This window comes from Amycolatopsis sp. NPDC034160 (genome assembly GCF_055575355.1).
Window position 1 is genome coordinate 165,430 of sequence record NZ_JBVISU010000008.1, and the last position, 26,557, is coordinate 191,986.

Below are 26,557 nucleotides of genomic sequence, written 5' to 3' on the forward strand. Positions count from 1 at the left end.
GTCTCTAAAGTGACGCTCACTCGTCCACGCCGGACGAGCTTTTCGCGAACTGGGGATTCTTGATGAAGAAACTGAAAGCCGTCTTCGTGACGGCCGCGCTCGTGCTGACCGCGTTGGTCTCGACCGCGCCGATGGCCAACGCCGCGGTCGGGACCTCGACCTCGCTGAAGCCCGAACACCGCGAAGCCTGGGTGCATTTCAGACCGGCCCTCGACTCCGCCCACCTCGTGGTCAGCAACGTCGCGCTCAGGACGGTCTGCTACATCGACCAGGGCAATGTCCGCTGGAACCTGGTCTACGACGACTTCCAGATGCGGACCGGCTACACCTACGCGTCCTACCTGACGACGCAGTCGACGCAGTGGTGCGGGAACGTCGGCATGAAGACCGGCGGCGCCAAGGGCGAGACGTGGGTGCATCTCTACCCGAGGCCCGACTGGGCTTATGAGGCGATGTACCCGGGACACGACGTCGCGGCCGTCTGCACGCTCGGGTTCATCACCGATCCCGATGGCGTGTCCCGACGCTGGGACCTGTACGTCGACCACGCGAACAACGTCGCCGGATTCACCTGGTACACCAGCTTCTCCTCGTCGCCGCTGTCCATCACCGAGTGCTGAGCCGAAGTCGTCAGACATAGCGAAAGGGCCCTTCGCCGCGCGAGATGCGGTGAAGGGCCCTTTGGCTCGCGATGAGATCAAGCGGGGGCGACGGTCTTGCGCACCCCGGCGGCCAGTTCGGCCGAGAGCTCCCGGACGGCGTCCAGTCCGCTCGCGGCCGCTGTCACCAGCGCCGAACCGACGATGACGCCGTCGGCGAATCCGGCGACCTGGGCCGCCTGCTCACCGGAACGGACGCCGAGCCCGACACCGATCGGCAGGTCGGTATGCGCGCGGGTCCGCGCGACCAGGTCCTCGGCGTGCACGCCGACCTGGTCACGGGCACCAGTCACGCCCATCACCGCGGTGGCGTACACGAAGCCCGAAGAGGCCTCGACGGTCTTCGCGATCCGCTCCTCCGAAGAGGACGGCGCGACCAGGAAGATCCGGTCCAGACCATGCTGCTCGGAGGCGGCCATCCACTCGTCGGCCTCGTCCGGGATCAGGTCCGGGGTGATCATCCCAAGCCCGCCCGCGGCGGCGAGATCCCGCGCGAAGCGGTCGACGCCGTAGCGGTGCACCGGATTCCAATACGTCATGACGACGACCTTGCCGCCGCGCGACGACACCGACTCGACGACCTCGAACAGGTTCTTGAGCTTGAAACCGCTGGAGAGCGCGCTCACCGACGCGGCCTGGATGGTCGGGCCGTCCATCACCGGGTCGGAGTAGGGCACGCCGACCTCGACCAGGTCGGCGCCGCCGTCGATCACCGCGGCCAGCAGGTCCTTCGACCCGTCGACCGTCGGGAAGCCCGCCGGGAGGTACCCGATCAGCGCTCCGCGACCCTCCGCGCGCGTCGCCGCGAAGAGCTCTTTCAAGCCGCTCATGCGTTCTCCACCAGGCCGAAGTACTTCGCGGCGGTGTCCATGTCCTTGTCGCCACGACCGGACAGGTTCACGATGATCAAGCCGTCGGGACCGAGTTCGCGACCGAGCACCAGCGCGCCGGCCAGCGCGTGCGCCGACTCGATCGCCGGGATGATGCCCTCGGTGCGCGAAAGCAGCTTGAACGCGTCCATCGCCTCGGCGTCGGTCACCGGCCGATACTCCGCGCGGCCGGAGTCCTTGAGCCACGAGTGCTCCGGGCCGACACCCGGGTAGTCGAGGCCGGCGGAGATCGAATGCGACTCGACGGTCTGGCCGTCCTCGTCCTGCAGCAGGTACGTCATCGCGCCATGCAGGCTGCCCGGGGTGCCCTTGGTCAGTGTGGCGCCGTGGCGGTTGCCCTCGATGCCTTCGCCGCCCGGCTCGAGGCCGACGAGGCGGACGTCCGGGTCGTCGATGAAACCGTGGAAGATGCCGATCGCGTTCGATCCGCCGCCGACGCAGGCCGCGACGGCGTCCGGCAGGCGCCCGGCCTGCTCCAGGATCTGGACGCGGGCCTCTTCACCGATGATCTTGTGGAAGTTCCGCACCATCATCGGGAACGGGTACGGGCCGGCCGCCGTACCGAACAGGTAGTGCGTGGTGTCGGCGTTGCTGACCCAGTCGCGCAGCGCCTCGTTGATCGCGTCCTTGAGCGTGCGCGAACCGGTCTTCACCGGGACGACCTCGGCGCCGAGCAGCTTCATGCGGGCGACGTTCAGCGCCTGCCGCTCGGTGTCGACCTCGCCCATGTAGACGAGGCATTCCAGGTCCAGCAGCGCGCAGGCGGTGGCGGTGGCCACGCCGTGCTGCCCGGCCCCGGTCTCGGCGATGACCCGCTTCTTGCCCATCCGTTTGGTGAGCAACGCCTGGCCGAGCACGTTGTTGATCTTGTGCGAACCGGTGTGGTTCAGATCCTCGCGTTTGAGGAAGATCCGGGCGCCGCCCGCGTGCTCGCCGAAGCGCTTGGCCTCGGTGAGCAGCGACGGGCGACCGGCGTAGTCACGCAGCAGACGGCGGAACTCGTTGACGAACTCCGGGTCCGTCCTCGCCTTGTCGTACTCGGCGGCGACCTCGTCGATGACGCCGATCAGGGCCTCGGGCATGAACCGGCCGCCGTACGGGCCGTAGTAGCCCCGGCCGTCCGGGTCGTGCTTGCCGTGCGGTTCCTCGTGGTACTCAGTGGTCATCGAGAAGGCCTCGGGCAGGCAGGGTGCGAACCGGCGGTGACGAGCTTGATCAGCGCGCCCTTCGGGTCGCCGGACGCGACGAGCCCTTCGCCCACGAGGACGGCGTCAGCGCCGTGACCCGCGTAGGACATCAGGTCACCGGGACCGCGGACACCGGACTCGGCGATCTTGAAGACGTCCATCGGCAGGCCGGGGGCCAGCCGCGAGAAGACGTCCCTGTCGACCTCGAGGGTGTGCAGGTTGCGGGCATTGACGCCGATCACCTTCGCGCCGGCTTCGAGTGCCTTGTCGGCCTCTTCGGCGTTGTGGATCTCGACCAGCGCGGTCATCCCGAGGGATTCGACCCGGTCCAGCAACGCGATCAGGGCGTTCTGCTCCAGTGCCGCCACGATCAGCAGGACCATGTCCGCGCCGTGCAGCCGGGCCTCGTGGACCTGGTAGGGGCTGACGATGAAGTCCTTGCGCAGCACCGGGATGTCGACCGCCGCGCGGACCGCGTCGAGGTCGGCGAGCGAACCGCCGAACCGCCGCTGCTCGGTCAGCACGCTGATCACGCGTGCTCCGCCGTCGGCGTAGTCCTTCGCCAGCGCGGCCGGGTCCGGGATCTCGGCCAGATCGCCCTTGGAGGGGCTGCGCCGCTTCACCTCGGCGATGACGCCGATGCCGGACTCGCGCAGGGCCGCGAGCACATCTCGGGGAGGCGCGACCTGGGTCGCGCGCTTCTTCAGTTCGTCGAACGGCAGAGCCGCCTCGCGCTCGGCGAGATCGGCGCGGACGCCGGCGACGATGTCTTCGAGGACGCTCACCGGCGGACCTCACCGGCTGTCGTACTCACGGATTCCTTCGCAAGGTCGCTCACAAAAACCTTCCCCTTCCCGCCGAAACGATGCTAACCCCCGCACGAATACGGCCTGGTTCCGGGTATGTCCGTTACTCCGAATGCCCACCGTGTCATCTTTGCCGGGAAAGATCTCCGAAACCCGCGAATTCCGCTGTCGTCACCGGGTCGCCGTGGGATCTTCGCCTTCGGACAGCGCCTCCCACAGTTCGGTCTCCGGATCCTTCGCGGCCCGCTTCTTCGCCGCCGGCGCCGAGTACTTCGCGCCGAGGCGTGGCATCCGGCCCGCGCCCTTGATGGCTGCCAACCCGCCCGCGGTCACGAGAATTCCCCCGAGGATCGCCAGTCCCCTCGCTCCCACCATTTGGGCTACGGGCAGACCGTCGGCGAATCCGGTGAACGCGCCGCCGACCACGCCGATCCACACGGCCGCGACACCGGCCACCGCGAGTACCACGCCGAGCACGCGGCGTGGCCAGCCGCCGGTGGCGATCAGTCCCGCCGTGCCCGCCAGCGCCAGCAGAGCGAGCGGAATCAACGCGACCGCACGCTGTGTGCCGATTTCGGTGTACAGCACCGTGCCGCGCACGCCGCCGTCGCGGAACTCCGCGAACCACACCAGCCGCGAGGATCCCCACAGCGCGACCGCGCCGAGCAGCAGCCCCACCACGGCGATCCACAGTGGACGCTTGGCCGGCTTCGCCCGAGGTGTGGCGCCTTCCGGGGCCTCAGACACGAGTGCGGTCACCCGCCGGGTCGAGTTCGTCCGCCGCGATCATCGTCTGCGCCGCCGCGACGGCGGACAGCACGGTACGGGCCTTGTTGAGCGACTCGGTGTCCTCGTAGTCGGCCACCGAATCGGCGACCACGCCGCCGCCCGCTTGGACGTACGCGACACCGTCCTTCATCAGCGCGGTACGGATCGCGATCGCGGTGTCGGCGTCCCCGGCGAAGTCGAGGTAGCCCACGACGCCGCCGTAGAGCGCCCTGCGGGTCGGCTCCAGCTCCTCGATCAGCTGCATCGCGCGGACCTTCGGCGCGCCCGAGAGCGTCCCGGCCGGGAAACAGGCGGCGACCGCGTCGAAGGCCGTCTTGTCGCCGAGGAGTTCGCCGGTGACCGTCGAGACGATGTGCATGACGTGGCTGTAGCGCTCGACGTCGAAGAAGTCGACGACACGCACGGTGCCGGGCTTGCAGACCTTGCCGAGGTCGTTGCGGCCGAGGTCGACGAGCATCAGGTGCTCGGCGCGTTCCTTCTCGTCCGCGAGCAGGTCCTTGGCGAGCTGCGCGTCCTCTTCCGGATCGGCGCCGCGCCAGCGGGTGCCCGCGATCGGATGCGTGGTCGCGCGGCCGTCCCGGACGGTGACCAGCGACTCCGGGCTGGAGCCGACGATGTCGAAGCCGTCCAGGCGCAACAAGTACATGTACGGGCTCGGGTTGGACGTGCGCAGCACTCGGTAGACGTCGAGCGCGTCGGCCTGGGTCTCGATCTCGAACCGTTGCGACGGCACGATCTGGAACGCTTCACCCGCCTTGATCGCCTCGACGGCCTTTTCGACGGCCGCGTGGAAGTCCGGCTTGGAGCGGCGGCGCGTGAATTCGGGCGCGGGACGGTCGAAGACGGCCGCTGTGGCCGGGGCGGCGACGTGCAGCTGCTTGGTCATCGCGTTGAGGCGCGCGACGGCGTCGTCGTACGCCGCGTCGACCCGCTCGGGCGAGTCGTCCCAGTTGACCGCGTTGGCGATCAACGTGACCGTGCCCTCGTGGTGGTCGAAGGCGGCCAGGTCGGTCGCCAGGAGCATGGTGAGCTCCGGGATGTCGAGGTCGCGCTCGGCGAGTTCGGGGAGCCGTTCGAGCCAGCGGACGGCGTCGTAGCCGATGTAGCCGACCATCCCGCCGGTGAGCGGCGGCATCCCGGGCAGCTGTTCGGTGTGGAGCGCGGCGACGGTCTCACGCAGCACGGTGAGCGGGTCACCCTCGGTGGGCAACCCGACCGGCGGGGTGCCCGTCCAAACGGCCTCGCCGTCACGCACGGTCAGCGCGGCGGGGCTGTCGACGCCGATGAACGACCACCGGCTCCAGGAAGCGCCGTTCTCCGCCGATTCGAAGAGGAACGTCCCCGGCCGGTCGGCGGCGAGCTTGCGGTAGACCCCGATGGGGGTCTCACCGTCCGCGAGCACGCGACGGACAACAGGGATGACGCGACGGCCCTCGGCGAGCGCGCGGAACTCGTCGCGCGAAGGGCTGACCGAGCCGAGCCCCGACGGGCTGGCGTGTGCGGCGCTGACCATGCCGCTCATTGTGCTGCAACGGCGGGCGGCGCCGGGAGCGGGGGCAAAATTCAAGTATTGTTGAATTTTGCGGCCGGTCCGTTCATGATGGCGCCATGGCTGCTGAAGACACTACCGTCCGGCGCCGGGGACGGCGGCCGGGCGGGCAGGACACCCGCACCGCGCTGATCGAAGCGGCGCGCGCGGTGTTCGGCGAGAGCGGCTTCGACGGCGCGACGGTGCGGGCGATCGCGACCCGCGCCGGGGTCGACGCGGCGATGGTCAACCACTGGTTCGGCAGCAAGGAAGGGCTGTTCGCCCAAGCCGTGCTGAAACTGCCGTTCGACCCGCATGAACTGCTCGCGGAATTGCAGAACGGCCCCGACGACGAGTTCGGCGGCCGGATCGTGCGAACCTTCCTCACCCGCTGGGACGGCGCGGGCGGCGAGGTGTTCCAAGCGCTCGTCCGCAGCGTCGCCGGGCACGAGCAGGCCGCGCTGGTGCTCCGCAGCTTCTTCCAGAACTTCTTCACGAAGATCATCGCCGGACTCGGCTCGGACCGCGTCGAACTGCGGACTTCGCTCTGCGCCTCGCAGCTCGTCGGGATGGGATTGGTGCGGTACGTCGCGAAGTTCGAGCCCATGGCGACGAGCGAGATCGAGCCGCTGGTGACCGCGATCGCGCCGACCGTGCAGCGCTACCTGACCGGGAACATCGACTGACTCAGTCCGTGTCCGGCTCGATCTCCTTCACGGGAACCGTATGGAGCCGGTCCTTGAGCAACCGTCCGCGCGGGAAGATCACGATCATGTCCGTCTCTTCGCCGCCGATGAAGACGGGGACTTTCTCGAGCCCTTCGAAACGGGGAGCGATGCGCAGCGACCGTCGCGTTTGAAGCAGTTTGTAGTCCCCTTCGAGATAAACGTCGACCTTGGGGAACAACCAGCCTGGTCGCACGGTCGCCGTCGCCTCGCGCAAACCGGTCTTCAAGGCCGAGCGATACCGGCTCCGCCAGAGCCAAGCGGCGTACAGGCAAGCCGGAATGCCCACAAAAGCCGAGAAAGACAGCGGAGTCAGCAAGTCGTCGTCGGGGTTGTCCGCGGCGTATCCATCGATCGCCAGAAGCTTCGTCGGATCTCCTGGCGTGTAGACCAGAGACATCTTGTCCCCGACATCGAGGCCGCGCGACTTGTCCGCGCCGACCACGATGGTGGGCGGCTTCGTGCCCGCAGGGTAGATGAGCGTGATCCTGTGGCGGTTCGGCTTGGCGGACGGCTCGACCTTTTCCACCGTGCCCTCCACGTGGATCCCGGTCTTCGCCAGCTCCACGGCCGCTTTCTGGGAGAGATCGATACCTATCTGGCAGGCGACGAAGAAAGCCAGCCAGAGCACCGTGAACGCCAGCGCGCGCACCTTGAAGTGCGCCAGTTTCCCGATCAGCGGGGTGGCCACGGCTTCGTGTACCAGCGAGTCATGGCTTTCGGTGACGTCACCCTCCAAAGTGAACTGAGGCCGTCCAGCGACGTGCGGACGTCTTCTCCGACGGTCGGACTTTCCCGGCCTTCTCTTCCCTCGCCCCAGTTTCATTCGGCGAGAATAACGGCGGACAGCGGCATTTCCGGATAACGAGTTCACCGTCGCTCCGGGGCAATCGCGAGCCGCGCCCGAGCGTGCAAGTGAGCAGGCGGCTCAGCCCTCCGTTGATCAACGTCAGATCCGGTCACGACCTCCGGCAGGCTCCGAGCGGGGAAGATTCCGGACGTTCAACGGCCGAAATCTTCCCCGCTCGTCCACATCGGCCTCCAGGCTCGGATCGGCCCGCTCTTGATTTGGGTCGTTCTATTGAGGGGTGAGGCAAAGGTGTCGTGTTCGGGAGGGCCTGTGAGACGTTGGCAGCAGGCTTCGGCACTGGGCGGTGGCGTCCCGAAGGTGTCGCGAAAGCCACTTTCGGGACATCACATGTCCTGAAAGTGGCTTTCGCGACACGAGCAGCGGGCGCCCTGGCGGCGTGAGCAGGCAATCGGGAAGCGGACATGTCCCCCATGCCACATTGGAGACAGTCAGCGTCCCCCATGCCACATTGGGGACATCAGGCCGCGGCATGAGCCGACGTCGCATGCAGCACGTCACCTTTGCCTTACCCCTCAATAACCCTCATCAACACTCGCGACCCCACACAGAACCGGTCATAGAAGTGGCGAGAACTTCCGCCCGACGCGGCGTCAGCCCGCGACCAGGACCGCGATCAGCGCCAGCGTGCCCGGGACGACCTGCACGAAGAAGATCTTCTTGCTCGCCGTCGCCGTCCCGTAGAGCCCTGCCACGATCACGCAGGCGAGCCCGAAGATCTTGAACTGCCAGGCGGTACTACCGGTCGCGATCAGGCCCCAGATGAGCGCCGCGGCGAGGAAACCGTTGTACAGACCCTGATTCGCCGCCAGCGCGGAGCTTGCCTTCGCGAATTCCTCGGTGGTGCCGAAGGAAGCGCGGGCGCGCGGCGTGGTCCACAGGAACATCTCTAGCACGACGATGTACAGGTGGATCAGGGCCACGATGCCGACGAGGACGTTGGCGACGACGTTCACAGGTTCTACTCGCTCTCGTCGGCCAGCAGCAGCCGTTCGCCGGTGTCGAAGCAGGTGTGCGTGCCGGTGTGGCAGGCCGGGCCGGTCTGGTCGACGCGCAGCAGGAGGGTATCGCCATCGCAGTCGATCCGCACTTCGCGCACGTGCTGGACGTGACCGGAGGTCTCGCCCTTGACCCACAGTTCCTTACGGCTGCGCGAATAGTAGGTCCCTCGCCGGGTGGTGAGGGTGCGCTCCAATGACTCGTCGTTCATCCACGCCATCATCAGGACGTCCGAGGTGGAGTGTTCGACGACGACGGCGGCGATCAGCCCGTCGGCGGTGCGCTTCAAGCGGTCAGAGAGGGCGGGATCAAGCGTCATTCGTGGCTCCGAGCAGGTACCGTTTCACCGGCATCGAGTTGAGCAGGACCGCCGCGTAGATGTACCCGGCGAACAGGATCCCGGAGACGATCTTCACCCAGAAGAGTTCCGCCGCCAGCATGGAAAGCGCGTGCAGCAACGCGAACAAGAAACTGACGCCGAAACCGGCGAACCGCGCCGAAGACATCCTCAGCACCAGTCCGGCCACGACGAGCCCGCCGAGCAGCAGCGATGTCCCCGGCAGCAGGAACGTCCGTGCGGAGGAGTACGGCGCGAACATGAGGATCCCGGCCATCGCCACGTACGCCAGGCCCAGTCCGACCAGCAGCGCGCAGACGACCTTGACCTCGGTGGCGACCTTCCACTTGTTCGGGATCACCGGACCACGACTCCCCCGGCGCGCAGCGCACCCTTGACCTCGCCGATCTTCAACTGTCCGAAGTGGAACACGCTCGCCGCGAGCACCGCGTCCGCGCCTGCCTCGACGGCGGGCAGGAAGTGTTCGAGCGCACCGGCGCCGCCGCTGGCGATCACCGGGACGCGGACCGCCCGGCGCACCTGGGTCAGCAGTTCGAGGTCGAAGCCGTTCTTGGTGCCGTCGGCGTCCATCGAGTTGAGCAGGATCTCGCCGACGCCGAGTTCTTCGCCGCGCGCGGCCCATTCGACGGCGTCGATGCCGGTGCCCCGGCGGCCACCGTGCGTGGTCACTTCGAATCCGGACGGGGTCGGCTCGGTCCCCTCGGGAACCCGGCGCGCGTCCACCGACAGGACGACGCACTGCGCGCCGAACCGGCGGGACGCCTCACGCAGGAACTCCGGCCGCGCGATGGCCGCGGTGTTGATGCTCACCTTGTCCGCGCCCGTGCGCAGCAGCCGGTTGACGTCGCCGTTCGTGCGCACGCCGCCACCGACGGTGAGCGGGATGAACACCTGCTCGGCGGTCCGGCGGACGACGTCGAAGGTGGTCTCGCGGTCCCCGGAGGAGGCCGTGACGTCGAGGAAGGTGAGCTCGTCGGCGCCCTCGGCGTCATACAGGCGGGCGAGCTCGACGGGGTCGCCGGCGTCGCGCAGGTCGGCGAAGTTGACGCCCTTCACCACTCGGCCCGCGTCGACGTCGAGACACGGGATGACCCTGACTGCGACAGACATGGGGACAAGCGTAGTCAAGGGCGTTCCAAGCTCGCGGAATGGCACAGGCGGGGCGGACCGGGACGCGGGTGCCGCCGCCCGTCGCGCAGTTACCACCTGACCGACGGCGTTCACCGGCCGGACACCCGGCACGGCTAACTTCCCCGCGTGCGCATCGCTGCTCTCCTCCCCCTGCCTCTGCTCGCGGCCTCCCTTCTCGCCGGTTCCCCGGCCGAAGCGAGCCCCGATCCCTCACCCGTGGCGCAGACCAGGGCGTTCGTCGACGACGCGGGCGCGAACCCGGCGAACGCCGACGCCGACGACCCGGCGATCTGGGTCCACCCCACGCATCCGGAGCGGAGTGTCGTCCTCGGCACGCTCAAGGAAGGCGGGCTGGCCGCGTTCGATCTGAAGGCGAGGCGACTCCAGTTGCTCCCGGCCCCGAAGGCGCCCGCCGAAGACGCGGCGCCCGGCCGGTTCAACAACGTCGACGTCGTCGGCGATCTCGCGGTGGTGAGCGACCGCGGGCGGGATCGCGTGCGCGTCCACCGGATCGACCCGGCCGGTGCCTCGGCCGGATCGCGGGTGCTCCGGGACGTCACGGATCCGTCCGCCGCACCGGTTTTCTCCGCGTCGGAGTCCGAAGTGGACGAACAGCGGACGGCGTACGGGCTCACCGCCGGGCGCGATCCGCGCACCGGCGCGCGCTGGGTCGCGGTGACCCGGCGGCACGAGACCCGCGTGGCACTTTTGCGACTTGTCGACAAACCGGGCGGCACCGTCGGCACGGCGCCGATCGGCACGATCGATCTGCCCACCTCGTTCCGGCTGCCGAACGGGAAGACGTGGTCGCCGTGTGGCGAACCGGACGAGCGCCCGCAGCTGGAGGGTTCGGTCCTCGACGTCGAACACCGCGTGCTCTACACCGCGCAGGAGGACGTCGGGATCTGGCGGATCCCGGTGAGCGGCAACGGTTTCGGCCGACCCGAGCTGGTCGACAAGGTCCGCTCGTTCGGGGCGCCGCAGCGTTTCGACGAGGCGACCGAGGAATGCGTCGCCGACGGCCCCGACCCCGGCTTCGGCGGCGAGTGGCTGACCGCGGACGCCGAAGGGCTGGCGTTGTCCGCCGACAAGCTGGTCGCGTCGAGCCAGGGCGACTCGCGGTTCGTGGTCTACGACCGCAACGGCCGCAACTCCCCGCGGTACGACTTCCGGATCGTCGCCGGGCGCGGTACCGACTCGGTCGAGCATTCCGACGGTGCCGCGATCACCGCCAAGGCGTTGGGGCCGCTGTTCCCGCATGGCCTGCTGGTGGTGCACGACGGCGAACGGCGGCCCGCGGTCACCGATCCGGCCGGTGAGGAACTGGCGACGACCGGATTCGCCTTCGTCCGGCTGGAGACCGCCCTGCGGTGACCGCGCTCACCGAGAAAGCTCCGCTCCCGATGCATCAGCCAGGTGGTCTCACGCGTCATTAGGGTCGAGACCACCGGCTGAAGGGGAAACGTGCCTGCGACCTTCGACGAGTTCGTCGCGGATCGCCTGGACGGGCTCCTGCGCTACGCGACCGTCTTGACCGACGATCCGTATCTGGCGCAGGACATCGTGCAGGAGGTGCTGCTGCGTGCTCAGCAACGCTGGCCGAAGATCGACTCGCCACCGACCTACGTCCGCCGGATGGTGACCAACGAGTACCTCTCGTGGCGACGGCGCATCGCGGTCCGCCGGGTGGTGCCGTCCTCGCCGGAAGCCCTCGATCTGGTCAGCCCGCCGGTCTCCGATCACGCCATCGAGTACGACGAACGCGACGCGATGCTGGACAGGCTCGCGAGACTCCCGCGCAAACAACGTGCCGCGATCGTGCTCCGCTACTACGAGAACTACTCCGACGAGGAGATCGGCGCGGTGCTCCGCTGCGCGACGTCGACCGTGCGCAGCCAGATCTCGCGCGCGCTCGCCACGCTGCGGGAAACCGGCCCGGCCACACCTGTTCAGCACACGGGAGCGCACAAATGACCCGACTGAGTGAAGACAACACCGAGGACCTCATCCGGGAGAGCCTCGAACGCCTGGCGACGCGAGCGCCCGATGGAGCCGAGATCCGCGCCGCGTTGAACCAGCGATCGCGAAGCCGTCCGAAGATGGCTTTGGCACTGGTCGCGGCGGCGGTCGCGATCATCGCGCTCGGCGTGCCGCTCGGCCTGCGGGCCTACACCGCGGTCACCCCTGCCTCGCCGCGCAACGCCGATTGGGCGGTGCTGCCCTACAAGCCCGGCTGGCTGCCCGACGGTTACCGCGAGATCCGCCGGAGCGCGAAGCCCTACCCCGCACCGCAGATGAGGGAATGGAGCGGCGGCGAACAGGGCCAGGTCCAGCTGACCACCACTCCGCTCGACGACAAGGGCGGACCGTGGACGATCGCGCCCGCGCCGAACCAGATCATCGTGCACGGCAGGGTCGGGATGGTCACCGAGGTGCACGGCGACGCGACGATGCTGACGTGGTCTCCCGACGACATCTACCTGCTGAGCCTGACTTTGGCCGGGGTGAAGGAGCCGCGTGAGGTCGGTCAGCGGATCGCCGACGAGATGGTCAAGGACGACCGCGCCCGGGTCTCGGGCGCACTGCGGTTCGGCAGGCTGCCCGCCGATCTGGCGCTGTCGGGGGTGAAGACCTTCATGCAGGTCAGCGGGGGCACGACCGAACTCGAAGCCACCACCGCCGGACAACCCGCCGCGGCCGCGGTCGTCACCGCGTCGATCGGTGGCGAGCGGCCGGATCCGGGCGGAGCGGAACCGGTCACCGTCAAGGTCAGGGGCATCGACGGCCTGTACCTCCCGGCGCGGGAGGGGCGGCTCGGCCATCAGGACGAAACAATCGCCGTCCAGCTCGAAGACGGACGGTGGCTGACCGTCTCGGGCGACCGGGACCGCGCGACCCTGCTCGACATCGCCGACAGCCTGCAGATCGTTCCTGGGGACTACAGCTGGTCGGGGAAGCCGCCGGAATAGGCACAGGCGAGCGGAGGTTGTCGACGGCATGACGGACACCTACCGCTCCATCGCGTTCACCGAATACGGCGACTCCGGCGTTCTCCGCGTCGTCGAACGGGAGCTTCCCGAGCCCGGCCCCGGCCAGGTCCGGATCGCCGTGCGCGCCGCAGGGGTGAACCCGATCGACTGGAAGATCCGGTCCGGGCAGATGGCCGAGGTATACCCGGCCACCTTCCCGGCGGTCCCCGGTGGGGACGTCGCCGGTGTGGTGGACGCCGTGGGTGAAGGCGTGTCCGGATTCGCCGTCGGCGACGAGGTCCTCGGCAGGGGGATCGGCGGATACGCGGAGTTCGTGCTCGCGGATCCCGCCGGCCTGACCCACAAGCCGGAGGCGTTGTCCTGGGAGCTGGCCGCGGCGTTGCCCGTCGTCGTCACCACCGCCTATCGCGCGCTCAACCTGTTGGACCTCGCTGAGGGCGAGACGCTGCTCATCGACGGCGCGGCGGGCGGTGTCGGCACGATCGCCGTCCAGCTCGCCGTCGCGCGCGGGCTCACCGTCGTCGGCACCGCGAGCGAAGCGAACCACGAATACCTGCGGTCGTTGGGCGCCATCCCGGTGAAGTACGGCGAAGGGCTCGAAGAGCGCGTACGCGCTGTCGCGCCGCAGGGCATCGACGCGTCCTTCGACGCCTCCGGCCGAGGCTCGCTGAGCACCCTGGTGGAGCTGACCGGCGGCCCGAAGCGCGTCGTCACCATCGCCGCGCCGGACGCGGCCGATCACGGCGTCCACTTCACCTCAGGTGGCCCTGCCGAGCAGGTCCCCGGTTCACTGGACGAAGGCGCCGCACTCGCCGCCGAAGGCAAACTCGAGCTGCCGATCGCCCGGGTCTACCCGCTCGCCGAAGCGGGCGCCGCCCAGGACGAGAGCGAAGCGGGCCACGTCCGGGGCAAGCTCGTCCTGGTGCCGTGAGCCTGGTTCGTCGAGTACTCGATCGCCGTCGACGCCGCCTGGCACACGCGGCGCGCGGAGATCTCCGGGCGGTCGGCAACGGGTAGCCGGCGCACGCTGCTCGCGAACACCCCGCCGGTACATCGGCTCGGCTTCGCCTTGGGCGCGGCCGAGGAGACTCCGGCCGCGTACGTCCGTGCGGGCGACCTCGCCGTGGAGCGGCTGGAGCAGCGCTACGAGCGCATCGGTGACCGCGATTTCGCTTATACGGCACCGGTCTTCGCTTTTCCCGCGTCCTGCGCCACGACGAGCACCTGCTGGTCGTCGACTACCCCGGTATCGCGGTCCGGCTGCCCTGAACCCGTGGGTTCCGCACCCCTAAACTCTCCGCATGGGATCGGAATTCGAGCGGCTCGCCGCCGAGAAGTACGTCGTCCTCACCACCTTCCGCAAGAACGGCGCCCCGGTGCCGACGCCGATCTGGGTGGCGGGCGACGGCGGCGAACTGGTGTTCTGGTCCGAACGGAAAGCGGGCAAGGTCAAGCGCATCCGCAACAGTGGCCGCGTCGAGGTCCAAGCTTGCGACTTCCGCGGTAACAAGACCCATGGCGCCGTCGTCACGGGCGAGGCCCGGCTGCTGGACCTCGACGACACCGAACGGGTGCGCAAGGTGATCGCGCGGAAATACGGGATCACCGGGCGGGTCACGATGTTCTTCAGCAAGCTGCGCGGCCCCAAGGACCGGACGGTGGGGATCGCGGTCAAGCTCGCGGAATAGCCCCGCCAGCCTCGTGAGTGGTAATGACGGTTCTAACCGTCATTACCACTCACGAGGCCCATCGGTCATCGCACGGTCAAGCGGCCTGCGCCGCCCGCATGGCCGCCGCCATCGCGGCCGAGTCGTGGTCCGGTCCGCAGCCGTCGACCAGGATCAGGTCACCCGGGATGTGGTCCGCCCGCAGATGCAGGATCTCCTGGTACGCGGGCGAGTCGTACCACTCGCGGGCGATCTCGGCACTCGGGAACTCGATCATCACCAGCGTTCCCGGCCATTCGCCTTCGAGGACCTGCACCGCGGCCCCGTGCACGAGGAACTTGCCACCGAAGGGATCCAGCGTGTCCTGGATCCGCTCCAGGTACTCGAAGACCTCTTCCGCCGTCACGGCGGGCGGGCGCAGGTGGGCGATTCCGTAGGCGGTCATGGTGTCCCTCCAGATTCGTTGTCCTGGAAGGAATCCTGACCGAACGACCGCGTGGCGTCGATTACCCGGGAGGTAAAGCTCAGAACTCCGCGACGGCCGCGAGCGCCTCCGGCAGGGTGAACGCCCCCGCGTAGAGCGCCTTGCCGACGATGGAGCCCTCGACACCGTCGCGGGCCAGCGCGGCCAGCGCGCGGAGGTCGTCCACACTGGACACCCCGCCGGAGGCGATGACCGGCGCGTCGGTGCGGGCGGCGACCTCGCGGAGCAGGTCGACGTTCGGGCCCTGGAGGGTGCCGTCCTTGCTCACGTCGGTGACGACGTAGCGCTGCGCGCCGTCGCGGTCGAGCCGGTCGAGGACCTCCCAGAGGTCGCCGCCGTCCTGCGTCCAGCCGCGGGCGGACAGCCGGTGCCCGGCCTCGGTGATCCGCACGTCCAGCCCGATGGCGACACGGTCGCCGTAGGTGGAGACGACCTTCGCGGTCCACCCCGGGTCCTCCAGCGCGGCGGTGCCGAGGTTGACCCGGCGCGCACCGGTGGCCAGCGCGGCCTCCAGCGAGGCGTCGTCGCGGATACCGCCGGACAGCTCCACCTGGACGTCCAGCCTGCGCACGACCTCGGCGAGCAGCTCGCGATTGGAGCCCTTGCCGAACGCGGCGTCGAGGTCGACCAGATGGATCCACTCCGCCCCGTCACGCTGCCAGGCGAGCGCCGCCTCCAGCGGGCTGCCATAGGAGGTTTCGGTGCCGGCCTCGCCCTGGACGAGTCGGACGGCCTGGCCATCGGCCACATCAACGGCGGGAAGGAGCGTGAAAGTCACGCGCACACTCTAAGCGAGGGTGCCGAGCCAGTTGCGCAGCAGGTGCGCCCCGGCGTCCCCGGACTTCTCCGGGTGGAACTGCGTCGCCCACAACGGCCCGTTTTCGACGGCGGCGACGAAGTCCTGGCCGTGGTTCGCCCAGGTCACCTTGGGTTGCTGCCCGGCGAGCCCGGAGTCGAGTTCCCAGGTCCGCGCGGCGTAGGAGTGCACGAAATAGAACCGGGTGTCCGCGTCGAGACCGGCGAACAGCCGCGAGTCCTCCGGCGCACGGACGGTGTTCCAGCCCATGTGGGGCAGGACGTCGGCCTCCAGCCTGTCGACCGTGCCGGGCCACTCACCGGTGCCCGCGGCCTCTTCGCCGTGTTCGACCCCGCGTTCGAACAGGATCTGCATGCCGACGCAGATGCCCAGCACCGGACGGCCGCCGGCGAGGCGTTTGCCGATGATCTTCTCCCCCGACACCGAGAGCAGGCCTTCCATACAGGCGGAGAAGGCCCCGACACCGGGAACGACCAGGCCGTCGGCCTCGAGCGCGGCATGGGGGTCGGCCGTGACCTCGACATCGGCGCCTGCGCGCTCGACGGCGCGTTCGGCGGATCGGAGATTGCCGGACCCGTAGTCCAGGATCACCACACGAGGAGTAGCCACGCGCCCCAGGTTAGCGGACCGGATTTTCTCCGGATTCTTGTTTCGGTCGTCACTCCTCTGGGTATTAACCACGCCGAGTGAGAGGCCGGCGCAGGACCGCCTGCACTTCTGGAGGAACGATGCGGGACGCCGACAACCTGACCTGCCTTCTCGACGCCTGGCGCGAGGACATCGAGAGTGTCCCCTTCCCCACTTTCGCGGAGCTGCTGATCCCCGCGCAGAAACAGCGCGTCGCCCCCGGCCGGACCGCGACGGCATCGGTTCAGGTGACGAAGACCACCGGATGGCGCGATCGCTGACACCCGACTCCGGTCACGTGTGTGGTTTTCTTCATAGGAAGATGCCCCACCGAGCCGACCAGGAGTGACCGCATGAGCAGCAGCCCGGATCCGCGCGACTTCCTCGATCTCGACGCCGAACTCTCCGCCGAAGATCGCGCTATCCGTGACGCCGTGCGCTCGTACGCGCACGACCAGCTCCTGCCGAACATCGCCGAGTGGTACGAAACGGGCGCACTGCCCGCCGTGGAACTCGCCAAGGGATTCGGTGACCTCGGCTTGCTCGGCATGCACCTGGAGGGCTACGGGTGCGCCGGGACCAGCGCCGTCGCCTACGGCATCGCCTGCCGCGAACTGGAGGCCGTCGACTCCGGGCTGCGCAGCTTCGTCTCGGTGCAGGGTTCGCTCGCGATGTACGCGATCCACAAATGGGGTACCGACGAGCACAAGCAGGAGTGGCTGCCGCGGATGGCCGCCGGTGAGGCGCTCGGCTGCTTCGGCCTGACCGAACCGGACGCAGGCAGCGACCCGGGCAGCATGCGGACCCGCGCGGTCCGCGACGGCTCGGACTGGGTGCTGAGCGGCACGAAGATGTGGATCACCAACGGCACCGTCGCCGACGTCGCGGTCGTCTGGGCGCAGACCGACGAAGGCGTGCGCGGGTTCGTCGTCCCCACGGACACCCCGGGCTTCACCGCGAACGAGGTCAAGCACAAGCTGTCGCTGCGGGCCTCACTGACCGCGGAACTCGTGCTCGACGGCGTGCGCCTGCCGGAATCGGCGGCGTTCCCCGAGGTCCGCGGCCTGCGCGGACCGCTGTCGTGCCTGAACGAAGCGCGCTATGGAATCCTGTTCGGCGTCGTCGGCGCCGCGCGTTCCTGCTACGAGTCCGCGCTGGAGTACACGCTGAGCCGCGAACAGTTCGGCAAGCCGCTGGCCGGGTTCCAGCTCACCCAGCGCAAGCTCGCCGATCTCGTCGTCGAGGTCAACCGGGCCGGGCTGGTCGCGCTGCGGATCGGGCGGCTCAAGGACGCGGGCACGCTGCACCACAACCACGTCAGCTTCGGCAAACTCGCCAACGTCCGCTCGGCACTGGAGGTCGCGAGGACGGCGCGCGCCATGCTCGGCGCCAACGGGATCTCGCTGGAGTACCCGGTGATGCGGCATATGTCGAACCTCGAAACCGTGCTGACCTACGAAGGCACCGAGGAGATGCACGCGCTCTCGCTGGGACAGTCGGTCACCGGGCTCGCCGCCTTCCGCTGAACCGTTCCGAAACTGTCGGTGCAGGCCTCTAGGGTCCGCCGCATGACCGATTTCGCCGAGTTCCAGTCCGTCGTCGAGCTGCGCCGGTACACCCTGCACCCCGGCCGCCGGGACGAGCTGATCGAGCTCTTCGAACGCGAGTTCGTAGAGACGCAGGAAGCCTGTGGCATGCGCTTGTTCGGCCAGTTCCGCGAGGCGGGCGAACCGGACAAGTTCGTGTGGCTGCGCGGTTTCCGGGACATGGAGACCAGGCGGACCGCGCTGGAGTCGTTCTACTACGGGCCGGTGTGGCGCGAACACGGCCCGGCGGCGAACGAGACGATGATCGACGCTTCCGACGTCCTGCTGCTGCGGCCGTCCGGGCCGGGATTCCTCGCTCCGGACGGCGCACCCGATTCTCGGGTGCTGGCGACGATCTGCCATCCCACCGGGCCGGTGAAGGAATTCTCGGCGTATTTCGCGGACACTGTGGCTCCGGCGCTGCGGGAAGCCGGTGTGCTCACCTTCGGCCATTTCGAGACCGAACCCGCCGAGAACACCTTCCCCCGCCTTCCCGTACGAGAGAACGAAACAGTGTTCGTCTGGAACGAAACAGTGTTCGTCTGGTTCGCCAAGGCAGGCGAAGAACACCGGGAACTTCTCGACCGGACAGGCGCCGGGCTCGCCGACAGGCTCGAACGCCCTTGGCGGCAGCTGGAACTCACGCCGACCCCGCGGTCACGCCTGCGCTGAAAGGAGTTCCGCGAGCCCATCCGGATACAGGATCGCCTTGCCGCTCGCCACGTCGGCCAGCGGCAGCCAGTGCACGCGTGCGCCCTCGTCGAGGACGACGCCGACCTCGTCGCGCTCGTAGAACGCCTGGTCGGCCAGTTCGGCGGCGAACAGGAACACGATTTCGTGTCCCGCCCTGCCTTCGTAGGTGAACACGTTCTCCAGTACCGCGATCTGCGCGACCGAGGTCAGTTCCGCCGCGAGTTCCTCCTGCAGCTCACGGCGGACCGCTTCCGCCGCGGTCTCGCCGAACTCGATCCCGCCCCCGAGCGGGCGATGGTAGGTCTCGCCCTTGGCCTCGTCCCGGCCTTCGAACACCAGGAGGTCGTCACCGCGGCGGACGACCGCGAGCGCGAGCGGGCGGATGGTGGGCATTCCCTGAAACTAGCGGAGGAATCCCTTGACCGACAGGGCGATGGATCCCGCGTCGAGACCGTGCGCGAGGTCGTGGTCGGCCATTTCGCCGTAGATCCGCACTTCCGCCGCGCGCCGGACGCCGAGCGAGAGCAGCCGGTGCGGCGTCTCGGCCAGCGCGCCGGACACCGCGTGCGCCGAAGTTCCCGCGAGATAGGGCTCGACCAGCACGATGTCGCCCACGCCGGTGGCCTCGACGGCCGAACGCAGCCCGGCGGCGTCGAACGGCCTGATCGTCGAGGTGTACAGCACGGTCACGTCGAGATCGGCGGTCGCTTCCATCGCCCGGTCGAGCATCGGCCCGACGGCCACCACGACACCCCGGCCGCCTTCGCGCAGTGTCTGCAGCCCGACGCCCAGATGCGGTTTCGCGTTCTCCTGGGCGGAGAGCCGGAGGTAGACGCGTCCGTCACCCGGGATGGACTCCAGCAGCAGGCGCCGTGCTTCTTCGGGGTGCCCCGGCACGTGCACGGTCCAGCCCGGCAGCGTGTCGATGAGGGCGACGTCCCCGGGCGCCTGGTGTGTCCGCCCGGCGGTCGGCATGTCATAGGACGCGCCCGAAGACACCAGCACGGCGCCGACGTCCTGGTGCCCGAGGTCCAGTTTGATCTGTTCGAACGCCCGCTCCACGAGGAACGACGAGAAGGTGTGCACGATCGGGCGCATCCCGGCCAGCGCGAGGCCGCCGGCGGTGCTCATCATCAGCTGCTCGCGGATACCGACGTTGAGCACGCGGTCCGGATGTTTTCGCGCGGCGAAGGCGAGTTGCGCGGCGGAGATGTCGGCGAGGACGACGGCGACGTTCGGATCGGCGTCGAGCACCTCGGCCGCGGCTTCGAGGAACGTTTCACGCATGTTCACGGGTTCAGCCCTTTCGCTCGACGGTCGCGACCACGGCGAGCGGCCGGTCCGGATGGGGTGTGGTGAAGGCTTCGTAGAGCGCGTCGTGATCCCGGCCGTCGACGGTGCGGACCGCCCAGCCCTCGACCTCGAACCGGCGCCCGATCCCGCCCGGCCAGCCATGCGTGGCCGAGGAGTTGTCGATGACGACGACGGTCAGTTGCGGCATGCCGATCCGGCCAGCCACCGCGATGGCTTCGGAGTTGGACCCTTCGTCGAGTTCCGCGTCACCGATGAGCGTGACGACCTTCGCCTCACGGAATCCCTTGGCGCGCAGACCGAACACGGTGCCGACGGCCAGCGGGAGGCCGTGGCCGAGCGAGCCGCTGGCGATCTCGGCGCCCGGCAGCCGCACGCGGTCGGGATGGTGCCCGAGCCGCGATTCCGCCGACGTCCAGCCGGCGAGTTCGTCCTCGTGGATGAAGCCCTTCTTCGTCAGCACCGCGTAGTAGGCCATCGGGCCGTGGCCCTTGGACAGCAGGAAACGGTCGCGGCCCGGCTCACGGAAGTTCTCCGGCGCGATGTCGAGCACGCGGTCGTAGAGCACCCACAGGACGTCCACAGTGGACTCGGCGGCGGCCTGGTGTTTTTCGTCCCCGGTCATCAGCGAGATCAGCCTCGGCAGATCCTCGTAACCGGTTTTCGTGTCGGTGGTCATGACACCGAGCGTGCAACCTCGACTTAAGTCGAAGTCAAGGCTAGCCTGGCGACGTGACGAGATTGGCTGAACACCTGAGCATCGGACAGGTCGCCGACCGCAGCGGCGTGCCCCACACCGCTTTGCGCTTCTACGAGGACAAAGGGCTGATCAGCTCGGAGCGTTCGGCGGGCAACCAGCGGCGGTATCCGCGTTCGGTGCTGCGCCGGATCGCCTTCATCCGGGCCGCGCAACGGGTCGGGCTCAGCCTCGACGACATCAGCTCGGCACTGGATACCTTACCCAAAGATCACGCCCCGACGAAGGCGGACTGGGCGCGGCTTTCCCGCGGCTGGCAGGACGAACTGGACGCACGGATCGACGCGCTGCAGCGGCTGCGGGACAGGCTGACCGGCTGCGTCGGCTGCGGTTGCCTGTCCCTGCGCAGCTGCGGGCTGTACAACGCCGACGACCAGATGTCGCGGTTCGGCCCCGGCGCCGGCAAACTGCGCCCGGCCTCCGAGGGCGGCATCTGAATTCCCGGTTTCCGAATTCCCGTTGCCACGCGGCGGCCGGATGTGCGTCACTGGGACGCGAAATGGACAAGAAACACCTCATCCGAGCCTCGAAGCGGCTCTCACGGCATCTTCGGCACGCTCCCGGCGACATCGGGATCACCCTGACCTCCGAGGGCTGGGTCGAAGTCGACACGCTCTTGGCCGCCTTGCGGCGCAACGGCTTGAATCTCACCCGCGCCGAACTCGACGAAGTGGTGGGGGGCAACGACAAACAGCGCTTCGCCTTCGATGACGACGGGCTACGGATCCGCGCCAGCCAGGGGCACAGCGTCGACGTCGACCTCGGACTGCCCACCGCCACCCCACCCGACGTGCTCTATCACGGGACGGTGTCGCGGTTCCTCGACGCGATCCTGCGTGAAGGCCTCCGGCCGATGAAGCGGCATGCCGTGCATCTCGCGGCGACCGTGGACACCGCGCGGGCCGTCGGAGCCCGGCGCGGTGTCCCGGTTCTGCTCGCCGTGGACGCTCGGCGGATGTCCGCCGCCGGCCACGAATTCCAGGTGAGCGCGAACGGCGTCTGGCTCACCCCCGCGGCTCCCCCGGAGTTCCTCCGCCGTCTCGCGTGAGCAGGCCGTTGGCCCGCAGCAGTCCCAGCGTGCCCACGGTGAACATTCCGTTCCACTCCAGCGCGGCCGCGGGCGAATAGCTGGTGTAGTCGACCCGCCAACCGCCGTCTTCGCGCTGCCCGCCCGCGATCCGCCGGAGATCGGCCTCGATGACTTCGGATCCGAAGAGCTTCCGTGCCGGGCCGTCGGGTTCCGGGGCGAAGTCGAGCGGGCGCATGGCCTCACCCTCGATCCCGCCGTCGACCGCGACCACACCGTCGTCCGGGATGAACCGGCCGAGTTTTTCGACCAGCCGGGTGTCGCCGAGCGCGTCCACCAGTTTCATCGCGAAAGCGAGCACGAGCGCGTGCGGTGCTTCGTCGATCTTCTCGATCTCGTCGAGGCAATAGCGGGTGGCCTTCGCCAGCCAGGGATGCGCGGCGACCGCGGGATCGTGCGCGGCGACCCGGTGCGCGGCGACCGCGACGATCGCGGTGATCTGGAGCGAGGAGACCGACGGATCCGCGTTCGCCCAGAACGGCGCGCTGCCGAACGGGTCCGGCATCGGCAGGGCGAACGGGACACCGCCGTCCGCCAAGGAGACCGAGTCGAGCCAGTCACAGAGTTCGGCCGCTCGCGGGCTGGTCACCGGGGCGATGTCGGCGAAGACCTCGAAAGCGTGCAGTGCTCCGCCGGGCTGGCTGGTCGCCGAGCGGCAATCCGGTTCGAGCCCGTGGCCGTAGCCGCCGTCGGGATTGCGGTAGCCCTCCAGCGCGGCGAGCGCGGCCGCCGGGTCGCCGTCGCGGAAGAGGACCTCGAAACGCCGCCGGTCGAGCAACCTGGCCTGGGTGGCCATGAAGCGAGCCGCTGCTTGAAGATCGATGTTCATACCGACAGGGTCGCGCGGATCGCGGCGCCTGTCTTGAACACATCGGTCAGCTACGGCGGCGAGGGCGGTTGTAGAGCTTGCGGCCGACGCTGAGGAGCGTTTCGCGCAGCGTCTCGTCGTCGAGCGAGGCGACCTCGGGCGAGCCGCCGGCGAGGGCGATACCGGCCAGGAGCACCTGCGCGGTGACCATCCCCAGCACGTCCGGCTCCGGTCCGGCGAGGATCTCCAGCAGCCGGTTCTTGAAGCTTTCCGAGCGGTGGACGGACTTTTCGACCGCCCGCGCGATGCCGGGGTCGCTGGAGAACAGGGCGACCAGTGCCCGGTGCCGCACCACGAGGTCGACGAAGCCGTCCAGCAGATGGTCGATCTGCGCACCGCGGCTGCGCTGGGCGCGGGCGTCGTCGACGATGCCCTCCAACTCGCTCAGCACCGGCTCGGCGACGGATTCGGTGATCTCCGCCTTCGTCTTGAAGTGGTAGTAGACGGCCGCCTTGGTGACCCCCAGTGCGTCCGCGATCATCTGCAGCGAGGTGCCTTCCACGCCGTGTTCGGTGAACAGCCGCAACGCCGTGCGCAGCAGTCGCGTGCGGGTGTCCTCCGCCTGGACGACGTCCATGATCCCTCCTCGTTCAGCCGTCGGAGGTTACGTCAAGCGTAGCCGTCTGACCAAACCAGTACTAGCCGTGCGGCTAGTCACACACTTGCCGATCGGCTTGTCGCACCCTAGCCGATCGGCTAGCTTGAAGTGAACCTGATCGAGTGAACGGGAGACTCTTGTGGCCAGCTTCCTGTACCGCCTTGGCCGGTTCTCGTTCCGGCGCCGAGCACTGGTGACGGCGGTCTGGGCCGCCCTCCTGGTCGCCCTCGGCGCGGGCGCGCTGACCCTGTCCGGCCAGCTTTCGAACTCCGTGACCATCCCCGGGACCGAATCGCAGCGGGCCATCGACCTGCTCGCGGACCGCTTTCCCGAGGCGGCCGCCGGTGGCGCGACCGCGCGGGTGGTCATCTCGACCCCGGGTGACATCACCGGTGAGGCGGGGAAGGCGGCGATCGCGCGTCTCGTCACCGGGCTCAAGGACGCGCCGAAGGTCGCCGGAGTAGTCGACCCCCTGCAGGTCCAGGCCATTTCACCGGACAAGCACGTCGCGATGGCCCAGGTCAGCTACCGCGTGCCCGGCTTCGAACTCACCGACGCCGACCGCGAGGGCCTGATGGCCGCCGCGGACCCCACCAAGGCCGCCGGGTACACCGTCGAATTCGGCGGTGACGCCGTCCAGGCGATGCCCGCCACGAACGCCACCGAAGGCATCGGTGTCGCCATCGCCGCCGTCGTCCTGATCATCACTTTCGGCTCGCTGCTCGCGGCCGGGATCCCGCTGCTGACCGCGCTCATCGGAGTCGGCATCGGCATGTCGGGCATCACGACGGCGTCCGGATTCTTCGAACTGAACACGAACACCCCCGTGCTCGCGCTGATGATCGGCCTCGCCGTCGGCATCGACTACGCGCTCTTCATCGTTTCCCGCTACCGGCACGAACTCGAGATCGGCCGCGATCCGGAAGAAGCGGCCGGACGCGCCACCGGCACGGCGGGCTCCGCCGTGGTGTTCGCCGGGCTGACCGTGATCATCGCGCTGGCGGGGCTGACCGTCGTCGGCATCCCGTTCCTCGGTGAAATGGGTGTCGCCGCGGCGATCACCGTCGCCATCGCCGTCGTCATCGCGCTCACCCTGTTGCCCGCCATCCTCGGCTTCGCGGGCGGCAAACTGGCAGGCGGCAAAATCCGCTTGCGCCGTAAGGAAGGCGCGACGACGCACGGCGAGCGCTGGGCGAAGTTCGTGGCCCGCCACCGGATCCCGGTGCTGATCGCCGCGATCGCCGGACTCGCGATCGTCGCCGTCCCGGCCGCGAGCATGCAGCTGGGCCTGCCGAACGACAGCACCGCCGCGCCGGACACCACCCAGCGCAAGGCCTACGACACCGTCACCCGCAGCTTCGGCGAAGGCGCGAACGGGCCGCTCGTGATCGTCGTCGACCTGGCGGGCAGCAAGGACCGGCAGGCCGCGCTCCAGCAGGCCGCGGCCGGGATCAGCGGGTTGCCGGAGCGTCCGATCGTCACGCCGCCGAAGACCAACCGGGACGGCGACCTCGCGCTCCTGACCGTCATTCCGAAGAGTGGTCCGAGCAGTACCGCGACCGAAGACCTCGTCAGCGACATCCGTGGCTTGAACGCGGGGCTGGGCACGGCCACCGGCGCGTCGCTGGCGGTGACCGGGCAGACCGCGGCCAACATCGACGTCTCCGAGAAGCTCGCGGACGCGATGCTGCCGTACCTCGCGCTGATCGTCGGGCTGGCGTTCCTGTTGCTGATGCTGGTGTTCCGGTCGGTCGTGGTCCCGCTGAAGGCGACGCTGGGCTTCCTCGGCTCCGTGGTCGCGACGTTCGGTGCCGTGGTCGCGGTGTTCCAGTGGGGCTGGCTCACCGACCTGCTCGGGGTGAAGACGACCGGGCCGATCATGAGCATGCTGCCGATCCTGCTGATCGGCGTGCTGTTCGGGCTCGCGATGGACTACCAGGTGTTCCTGGTGACGCGGATGCGGGAGGAGTACGTCCACGGCGCCGACCCGCAGCAGGCGATGGTCACCGGCTTCCGGCACGGCTCCCGCGTCGTGGTCGCCGCCGCGCTGATCATGATCAGCGTGTTCGCCGGCTTCGTCCTCGCGGAGTCCTCGCTGATCCAGTCGATCGGGTTCGCGCTGGCTTTCGGCGTGCTGGTGGACGCGTTCGTGATCCGGATGACCATCGTGCCGGCACTGATGTCGCTGCTCGGACGCGGTGCCTGGTGGCTGCCGAAGTGGCTCGACCGGGTGCTGCCCGACGTCGACGTCGAAGGCGAGAAGCTCACGAAGCAGCTGGACAGCCCTGACGAGCGGGAACTGGTCGACGCCTCGAAGTAGTGAGTACGTGAAGGCCCCCTTCACTGCGCGAGGGTGACGGTTCAGCGGATGCCGGAATCGACAACGGAGGATCAGGGACGTTGAGCGTCCCCGATCCTCCGTTGATCAACGTCAGGTCCGGTCACGACCTCGGGCAGGGCTCCGCTCATCCACGTCGGCATCCAGGTCGCCGAAGATCGACGGCGAAGGAATCGGGACACTCGACGTCCCCATTCCTTCACCGTCGCGACCTCACCACACCCCGATCAGGATCGACCCACTCTCGACTGTCCATAAAGGACATTTTTCGCGACCGCGGCGTCCGTTGCCGATGCTTTACGCGGTTTCACGAGGGGGTCGTGAGTGATTGGGGTCGTTCTCTGGCGTTGACTTTCGCAACACCTCGTCGAGGCTTGGCGAAGCTGGTCACCCTGGCGGTGCGAGCAGGGAATCGGGAGCCGGGCATGTCCCCAATGTGGCATTGGAGACGGTCAGTGTCCCCAATGCCACATTGGGGGCACTGACCGCCGCGCGAGCCGACATCAGACGCAACACGCCGCGTTTGTCGTATCTGAGAAGTAAGGCGAACGTGGCGTGGCCGACACCGCTACGGCGCATTCTTCCGAAGCCGCGACCGCTGCTGCTCATGTCGCGAAAGCCACTTTCGGGACACTACATGTCCTCAAAGTGACTTTCACGACAGCGGGAACAACGCTGCCTCAGCATCGAAACCGCACGCCACGTTTGCCTTACCTCTCAACACTCACGACCCCACGCGGAAACAGGCATAGAAACACCAACCGGACACCCGCTCGTCAAGTTGTGTCCCTTGT

At 68.6% G+C, this 26,557-nt stretch carries 31 protein-coding genes and 1 pseudogene; 14 read left to right on the forward strand and 18 right to left on the reverse strand.

The window, feature by feature from the left end:
- The first annotated feature begins 62 nt into the window (after positions 1-62).
- On the forward strand, positions 63-620 hold the full coding sequence (locus ACZ54P_RS18605) for a hypothetical protein (RefSeq protein ID WP_465462779.1): 558 nt from the start codon (positions 63-65) through the stop codon (positions 618-620).
- 77 nt (positions 621-697) lie between these two features.
- Here the strand turns inward: ACZ54P_RS18605 and trpA are convergent, their stop codons facing one another.
- The 5 genes from trpA to ACZ54P_RS18630 form a co-directional block, all read right to left on the reverse strand.
- A complete protein-coding gene (gene trpA, locus ACZ54P_RS18610) occupies positions 698-1,489 on the reverse strand; it encodes a tryptophan synthase subunit alpha (RefSeq protein ID WP_465462780.1) in 792 nt (263 codons plus the stop codon).
- Positions 1,486-2,715 (reverse strand): tryptophan synthase subunit beta, encoded by a 1,230-nt coding sequence (gene trpB, locus ACZ54P_RS18615; protein ID WP_465462781.1) that lies wholly within the window; start codon positions 2,713-2,715, stop codon positions 1,486-1,488. The genes trpA and trpB overlap by 4 nt, the downstream gene beginning before the upstream one ends.
- A complete protein-coding gene (gene trpC / locus ACZ54P_RS18620; protein WP_465462782.1) occupies positions 2,712-3,521 on the reverse strand; it encodes an indole-3-glycerol phosphate synthase TrpC in 810 nt (269 codons plus the stop codon). Before trpC ends, trpB begins: the two co-directional genes overlap by 4 nt.
- A 192-nt stretch (positions 3,522-3,713) precedes the next feature.
- Positions 3,714-4,289 carry a Trp biosynthesis-associated membrane protein gene (locus tag ACZ54P_RS18625; RefSeq protein WP_465462783.1) on the reverse strand — a complete coding sequence of 192 codons (576 nt, stop codon included), beginning with the start codon at positions 4,287-4,289 and terminating at the stop codon, positions 3,714-3,716.
- Positions 4,282-5,844 carry an anthranilate synthase component I gene (locus tag ACZ54P_RS18630; protein ID WP_465462784.1) on the reverse strand — a complete coding sequence of 521 codons (1,563 nt, stop codon included), beginning with the start codon at positions 5,842-5,844 and terminating at the stop codon, positions 4,282-4,284. Before ACZ54P_RS18630 ends, ACZ54P_RS18625 begins: the two co-directional genes overlap by 8 nt.
- A gap of 95 nt (positions 5,845-5,939) precedes the next feature.
- Between ACZ54P_RS18630 and ACZ54P_RS18635 the strand changes: the two genes are divergently transcribed.
- Positions 5,940-6,545 (forward strand): TetR/AcrR family transcriptional regulator, encoded by a 606-nt coding sequence (locus ACZ54P_RS18635; protein WP_465462785.1) that lies wholly within the window; start codon positions 5,940-5,942, stop codon positions 6,543-6,545.
- Between the two features lies 1 nt (position 6,546).
- Here ACZ54P_RS18635 and ACZ54P_RS18640 read toward each other — a convergent pair whose 3' ends face one another.
- From ACZ54P_RS18640 to hisF, 5 genes are all read right to left on the reverse strand, one after another.
- Positions 6,547-7,236 (reverse strand): hypothetical protein, encoded by a 690-nt coding sequence (locus ACZ54P_RS18640; protein ID WP_465462786.1) that lies wholly within the window; start codon positions 7,234-7,236, stop codon positions 6,547-6,549.
- A gap of 809 nt (positions 7,237-8,045) precedes the next feature.
- Positions 8,046-8,408 carry a DUF1304 domain-containing protein gene (locus tag ACZ54P_RS18645; protein WP_465462787.1) on the reverse strand — a complete coding sequence of 121 codons (363 nt, stop codon included), beginning with the start codon at positions 8,406-8,408 and terminating at the stop codon, positions 8,046-8,048.
- Between the two features lie 5 nt (positions 8,409-8,413).
- On the reverse strand, positions 8,414-8,770 hold the full coding sequence (gene hisI, locus ACZ54P_RS18650) for a phosphoribosyl-AMP cyclohydrolase (protein WP_465462788.1): 357 nt from the start codon (positions 8,768-8,770) through the stop codon (positions 8,414-8,416).
- Positions 8,760-9,149, reverse strand: coding sequence for a hypothetical protein (locus ACZ54P_RS18655; RefSeq protein ID WP_465462789.1), 390 nt, complete (start codon positions 9,147-9,149; stop codon positions 8,760-8,762). Before ACZ54P_RS18655 ends, hisI begins: the two co-directional genes overlap by 11 nt.
- Positions 9,146-9,919: an imidazole glycerol phosphate synthase subunit HisF gene (gene hisF / locus ACZ54P_RS18660; protein WP_465462790.1), complete on the reverse strand. Its 774-nt coding sequence runs from the start codon at positions 9,917-9,919 to the stop codon at positions 9,146-9,148. Before hisF ends, ACZ54P_RS18655 begins: the two co-directional genes overlap by 4 nt.
- 147 nt (positions 9,920-10,066) lie before the next feature.
- Between hisF and ACZ54P_RS18665 the strand changes: the two genes are divergently transcribed.
- From ACZ54P_RS18665 to ACZ54P_RS18690, 6 genes and pseudogenes are all read left to right on the forward strand, one after another.
- Positions 10,067-11,314: a phytase gene (locus ACZ54P_RS18665; protein WP_465462791.1), complete on the forward strand. Its 1,248-nt coding sequence runs from the start codon at positions 10,067-10,069 to the stop codon at positions 11,312-11,314.
- Between the two features lie 90 nt (positions 11,315-11,404).
- Entirely contained in the window at positions 11,405-11,914 is a 510-nt protein-coding gene (locus ACZ54P_RS18670; RefSeq protein ID WP_465462792.1) for a SigE family RNA polymerase sigma factor, read from the forward strand.
- Entirely contained in the window at positions 11,911-12,909 is a 999-nt protein-coding gene (locus tag ACZ54P_RS18675; RefSeq protein WP_465462793.1) for a hypothetical protein, read from the forward strand. The genes ACZ54P_RS18670 and ACZ54P_RS18675 overlap by 4 nt, the downstream gene beginning before the upstream one ends.
- A 28-nt stretch (positions 12,910-12,937) precedes the next feature.
- Positions 12,938-13,861 carry an NADP-dependent oxidoreductase gene (locus tag ACZ54P_RS18680; protein WP_465462794.1) on the forward strand — a complete coding sequence of 308 codons (924 nt, stop codon included), beginning with the start codon at positions 12,938-12,940 and terminating at the stop codon, positions 13,859-13,861.
- 138 nt (positions 13,862-13,999) lie between these two features.
- Positions 14,000-14,062: pseudogene (locus ACZ54P_RS18685) on the forward strand (putative glycolipid-binding domain-containing protein); the annotation flags it as partial.
- 169 nt (positions 14,063-14,231) lie between these two features.
- Entirely contained in the window at positions 14,232-14,618 is a 387-nt protein-coding gene (locus ACZ54P_RS18690) for a PPOX class F420-dependent oxidoreductase (protein ID WP_465462795.1), read from the forward strand.
- 76 nt (positions 14,619-14,694) lie between these two features.
- Here ACZ54P_RS18690 and ACZ54P_RS18695 read toward each other — a convergent pair whose 3' ends face one another.
- The 3 genes from ACZ54P_RS18695 to hisH form a co-directional block, all read right to left on the reverse strand.
- A complete protein-coding gene (locus ACZ54P_RS18695; RefSeq protein WP_465462796.1) occupies positions 14,695-15,042 on the reverse strand; it encodes a DUF1330 domain-containing protein in 348 nt (115 codons plus the stop codon).
- A 79-nt stretch (positions 15,043-15,121) separates the two neighbouring features.
- Entirely contained in the window at positions 15,122-15,859 is a 738-nt protein-coding gene (gene priA, locus ACZ54P_RS18700) for a bifunctional 1-(5-phosphoribosyl)-5-((5-phosphoribosylamino)methylideneamino)imidazole-4-carboxamide isomerase/phosphoribosylanthranilate isomerase PriA (protein ID WP_465462797.1), read from the reverse strand.
- A gap of 9 nt (positions 15,860-15,868) precedes the next feature.
- Positions 15,869-16,492 (reverse strand): imidazole glycerol phosphate synthase subunit HisH, encoded by a 624-nt coding sequence (gene hisH / locus ACZ54P_RS18705; RefSeq protein WP_465462905.1) that lies wholly within the window; start codon positions 16,490-16,492, stop codon positions 15,869-15,871.
- A 134-nt stretch (positions 16,493-16,626) separates the two neighbouring features.
- Here hisH and ACZ54P_RS18710 point away from each other — a divergent pair, with 134 nt between their 5' ends.
- The 3 genes from ACZ54P_RS18710 to ACZ54P_RS18720 all read left to right on the forward strand — a co-directional run bounded on the left by ACZ54P_RS18710 (position 16,627) and on the right by ACZ54P_RS18720 (position 18,783).
- Positions 16,627-16,806, forward strand: coding sequence for a hypothetical protein (locus ACZ54P_RS18710; RefSeq protein ID WP_465462798.1), 180 nt, complete (start codon positions 16,627-16,629; stop codon positions 16,804-16,806).
- Between the two features lie 72 nt (positions 16,807-16,878).
- Positions 16,879-18,051 carry an acyl-CoA dehydrogenase family protein gene (locus ACZ54P_RS18715; RefSeq protein ID WP_465462799.1) on the forward strand — a complete coding sequence of 391 codons (1,173 nt, stop codon included), beginning with the start codon at positions 16,879-16,881 and terminating at the stop codon, positions 18,049-18,051.
- A gap of 42 nt (positions 18,052-18,093) precedes the next feature.
- Entirely contained in the window at positions 18,094-18,783 is a 690-nt protein-coding gene (locus ACZ54P_RS18720) for an NIPSNAP family protein (protein WP_465462800.1), read from the forward strand.
- Here ACZ54P_RS18720 and ACZ54P_RS18725 read toward each other — a convergent pair.
- The 3 genes from ACZ54P_RS18725 to ACZ54P_RS18735 are packed head-to-tail and all read right to left on the reverse strand — an operon-like array spanning position 18,769 to position 20,794.
- Positions 18,769-19,197 (reverse strand): NUDIX hydrolase, encoded by a 429-nt coding sequence (locus tag ACZ54P_RS18725; protein ID WP_465462801.1) that lies wholly within the window; start codon positions 19,195-19,197, stop codon positions 18,769-18,771. The two genes, ACZ54P_RS18720 and ACZ54P_RS18725, sit on opposite strands and share 15 nt — an antisense overlap.
- A 9-nt stretch (positions 19,198-19,206) precedes the next feature.
- Positions 19,207-20,097 carry a transketolase family protein gene (locus tag ACZ54P_RS18730; RefSeq protein ID WP_465462802.1) on the reverse strand — a complete coding sequence of 297 codons (891 nt, stop codon included), beginning with the start codon at positions 20,095-20,097 and terminating at the stop codon, positions 19,207-19,209.
- Positions 20,098-20,101: 4 nt separating this feature from the next.
- A complete protein-coding gene (locus ACZ54P_RS18735) occupies positions 20,102-20,794 on the reverse strand; it encodes a transketolase (protein WP_465462803.1) in 693 nt (230 codons plus the stop codon).
- Positions 20,795-20,847: 53 nt separating this feature from the next.
- On the opposite strand from ACZ54P_RS18735, the gene soxR reads away from it, so the two are divergent.
- Positions 20,848-21,309 carry a redox-sensitive transcriptional activator SoxR gene (gene soxR / locus ACZ54P_RS18740; protein WP_061983198.1) on the forward strand — a complete coding sequence of 154 codons (462 nt, stop codon included), beginning with the start codon at positions 20,848-20,850 and terminating at the stop codon, positions 21,307-21,309.
- A gap of 62 nt (positions 21,310-21,371) precedes the next feature.
- Entirely contained in the window at positions 21,372-21,920 is a 549-nt protein-coding gene (locus tag ACZ54P_RS18745; protein WP_465462804.1) for an RNA 2'-phosphotransferase, read from the forward strand.
- Here ACZ54P_RS18745 and ACZ54P_RS18750 read toward each other — a convergent pair.
- The gene (locus ACZ54P_RS18750) at positions 21,877-22,788 is read right to left on the reverse strand and encodes a hypothetical protein (protein ID WP_465462805.1); all 912 of its coding nucleotides are present in this window, start codon (positions 22,786-22,788) and stop codon (positions 21,877-21,879) included. The two genes, ACZ54P_RS18745 and ACZ54P_RS18750, sit on opposite strands and share 44 nt — an antisense overlap.
- Positions 22,789-22,834: 46 nt before the next feature.
- A complete protein-coding gene (locus ACZ54P_RS18755; protein ID WP_465462806.1) occupies positions 22,835-23,404 on the reverse strand; it encodes a TetR/AcrR family transcriptional regulator in 570 nt (189 codons plus the stop codon).
- A gap of 160 nt (positions 23,405-23,564) precedes the next feature.
- Here ACZ54P_RS18755 and ACZ54P_RS18760 point away from each other — a divergent pair, with 160 nt between their 5' ends.
- The gene (locus ACZ54P_RS18760; protein ID WP_465462807.1) at positions 23,565-25,745 is read left to right on the forward strand and encodes an MMPL family transporter; all 2,181 of its coding nucleotides are present in this window, start codon (positions 23,565-23,567) and stop codon (positions 25,743-25,745) included.
- The last annotated feature ends 812 nt before the right edge of the window (positions 25,746-26,557 follow it).

Excerpts from the sequence above, each read along its gene's own strand:
- ACZ54P_RS18605 (WP_465462779.1), top strand. The coding sequence starts at position 63 with ATGAAGAAACTGAAAGCCGTCTTCGTGACGGCCGCGCTCGTGCTGACC.
- trpA (WP_465462780.1), bottom strand. The coding sequence starts at position 1,489 with ATGAGCGGCTTGAAAGAGCTCTTCGCGGCGACGCGCGCGGAGGGTCGC.
- trpB (WP_465462781.1), bottom strand. The coding sequence starts at position 2,715 with ATGACCACTGAGTACCACGAGGAACCGCACGGCAAGCACGACCCGGAC.
- ACZ54P_RS18630 (WP_465462784.1), bottom strand. The coding sequence starts at position 5,844 with ATGGTCAGCGCCGCACACGCCAGCCCGTCGGGGCTCGGCTCGGTCAGC.
- ACZ54P_RS18635 (WP_465462785.1), top strand. The coding sequence starts at position 5,940 with ATGGCTGCTGAAGACACTACCGTCCGGCGCCGGGGACGGCGGCCGGGC.
- hisI (WP_465462788.1), bottom strand. The coding sequence starts at position 8,770 with ATGACGCTTGATCCCGCCCTCTCTGACCGCTTGAAGCGCACCGCCGAC.
- hisF (WP_465462790.1), bottom strand. The coding sequence starts at position 9,919 with ATGTCTGTCGCAGTCAGGGTCATCCCGTGTCTCGACGTCGACGCGGGC.
- ACZ54P_RS18675 (WP_465462793.1), top strand. The coding sequence starts at position 11,911 with ATGACCCGACTGAGTGAAGACAACACCGAGGACCTCATCCGGGAGAGC.
- ACZ54P_RS18680 (WP_465462794.1), top strand. The coding sequence starts at position 12,938 with ATGACGGACACCTACCGCTCCATCGCGTTCACCGAATACGGCGACTCC.
- ACZ54P_RS18690 (WP_465462795.1), top strand. The coding sequence starts at position 14,232 with ATGGGATCGGAATTCGAGCGGCTCGCCGCCGAGAAGTACGTCGTCCTC.
- ACZ54P_RS18695 (WP_465462796.1), bottom strand. The coding sequence starts at position 15,042 with ATGACCGCCTACGGAATCGCCCACCTGCGCCCGCCCGCCGTGACGGCG.
- ACZ54P_RS18710 (WP_465462798.1), top strand. The coding sequence starts at position 16,627 with ATGCGGGACGCCGACAACCTGACCTGCCTTCTCGACGCCTGGCGCGAG.
- ACZ54P_RS18715 (WP_465462799.1), top strand. The coding sequence starts at position 16,879 with ATGAGCAGCAGCCCGGATCCGCGCGACTTCCTCGATCTCGACGCCGAA.
- ACZ54P_RS18720 (WP_465462800.1), top strand. The coding sequence starts at position 18,094 with ATGACCGATTTCGCCGAGTTCCAGTCCGTCGTCGAGCTGCGCCGGTAC.
- ACZ54P_RS18725 (WP_465462801.1), bottom strand. The coding sequence starts at position 19,197 with ATGCCCACCATCCGCCCGCTCGCGCTCGCGGTCGTCCGCCGCGGTGAC.
- ACZ54P_RS18735 (WP_465462803.1), bottom strand. The coding sequence starts at position 20,794 with ATGACCACCGACACGAAAACCGGTTACGAGGATCTGCCGAGGCTGATC.
- ACZ54P_RS18745 (WP_465462804.1), top strand. The coding sequence starts at position 21,372 with ATGGACAAGAAACACCTCATCCGAGCCTCGAAGCGGCTCTCACGGCAT.
- ACZ54P_RS18750 (WP_465462805.1), bottom strand. The coding sequence starts at position 22,788 with ATGAACATCGATCTTCAAGCAGCGGCTCGCTTCATGGCCACCCAGGCC.
- ACZ54P_RS18755 (WP_465462806.1), bottom strand. The coding sequence starts at position 23,404 with ATGGACGTCGTCCAGGCGGAGGACACCCGCACGCGACTGCTGCGCACG.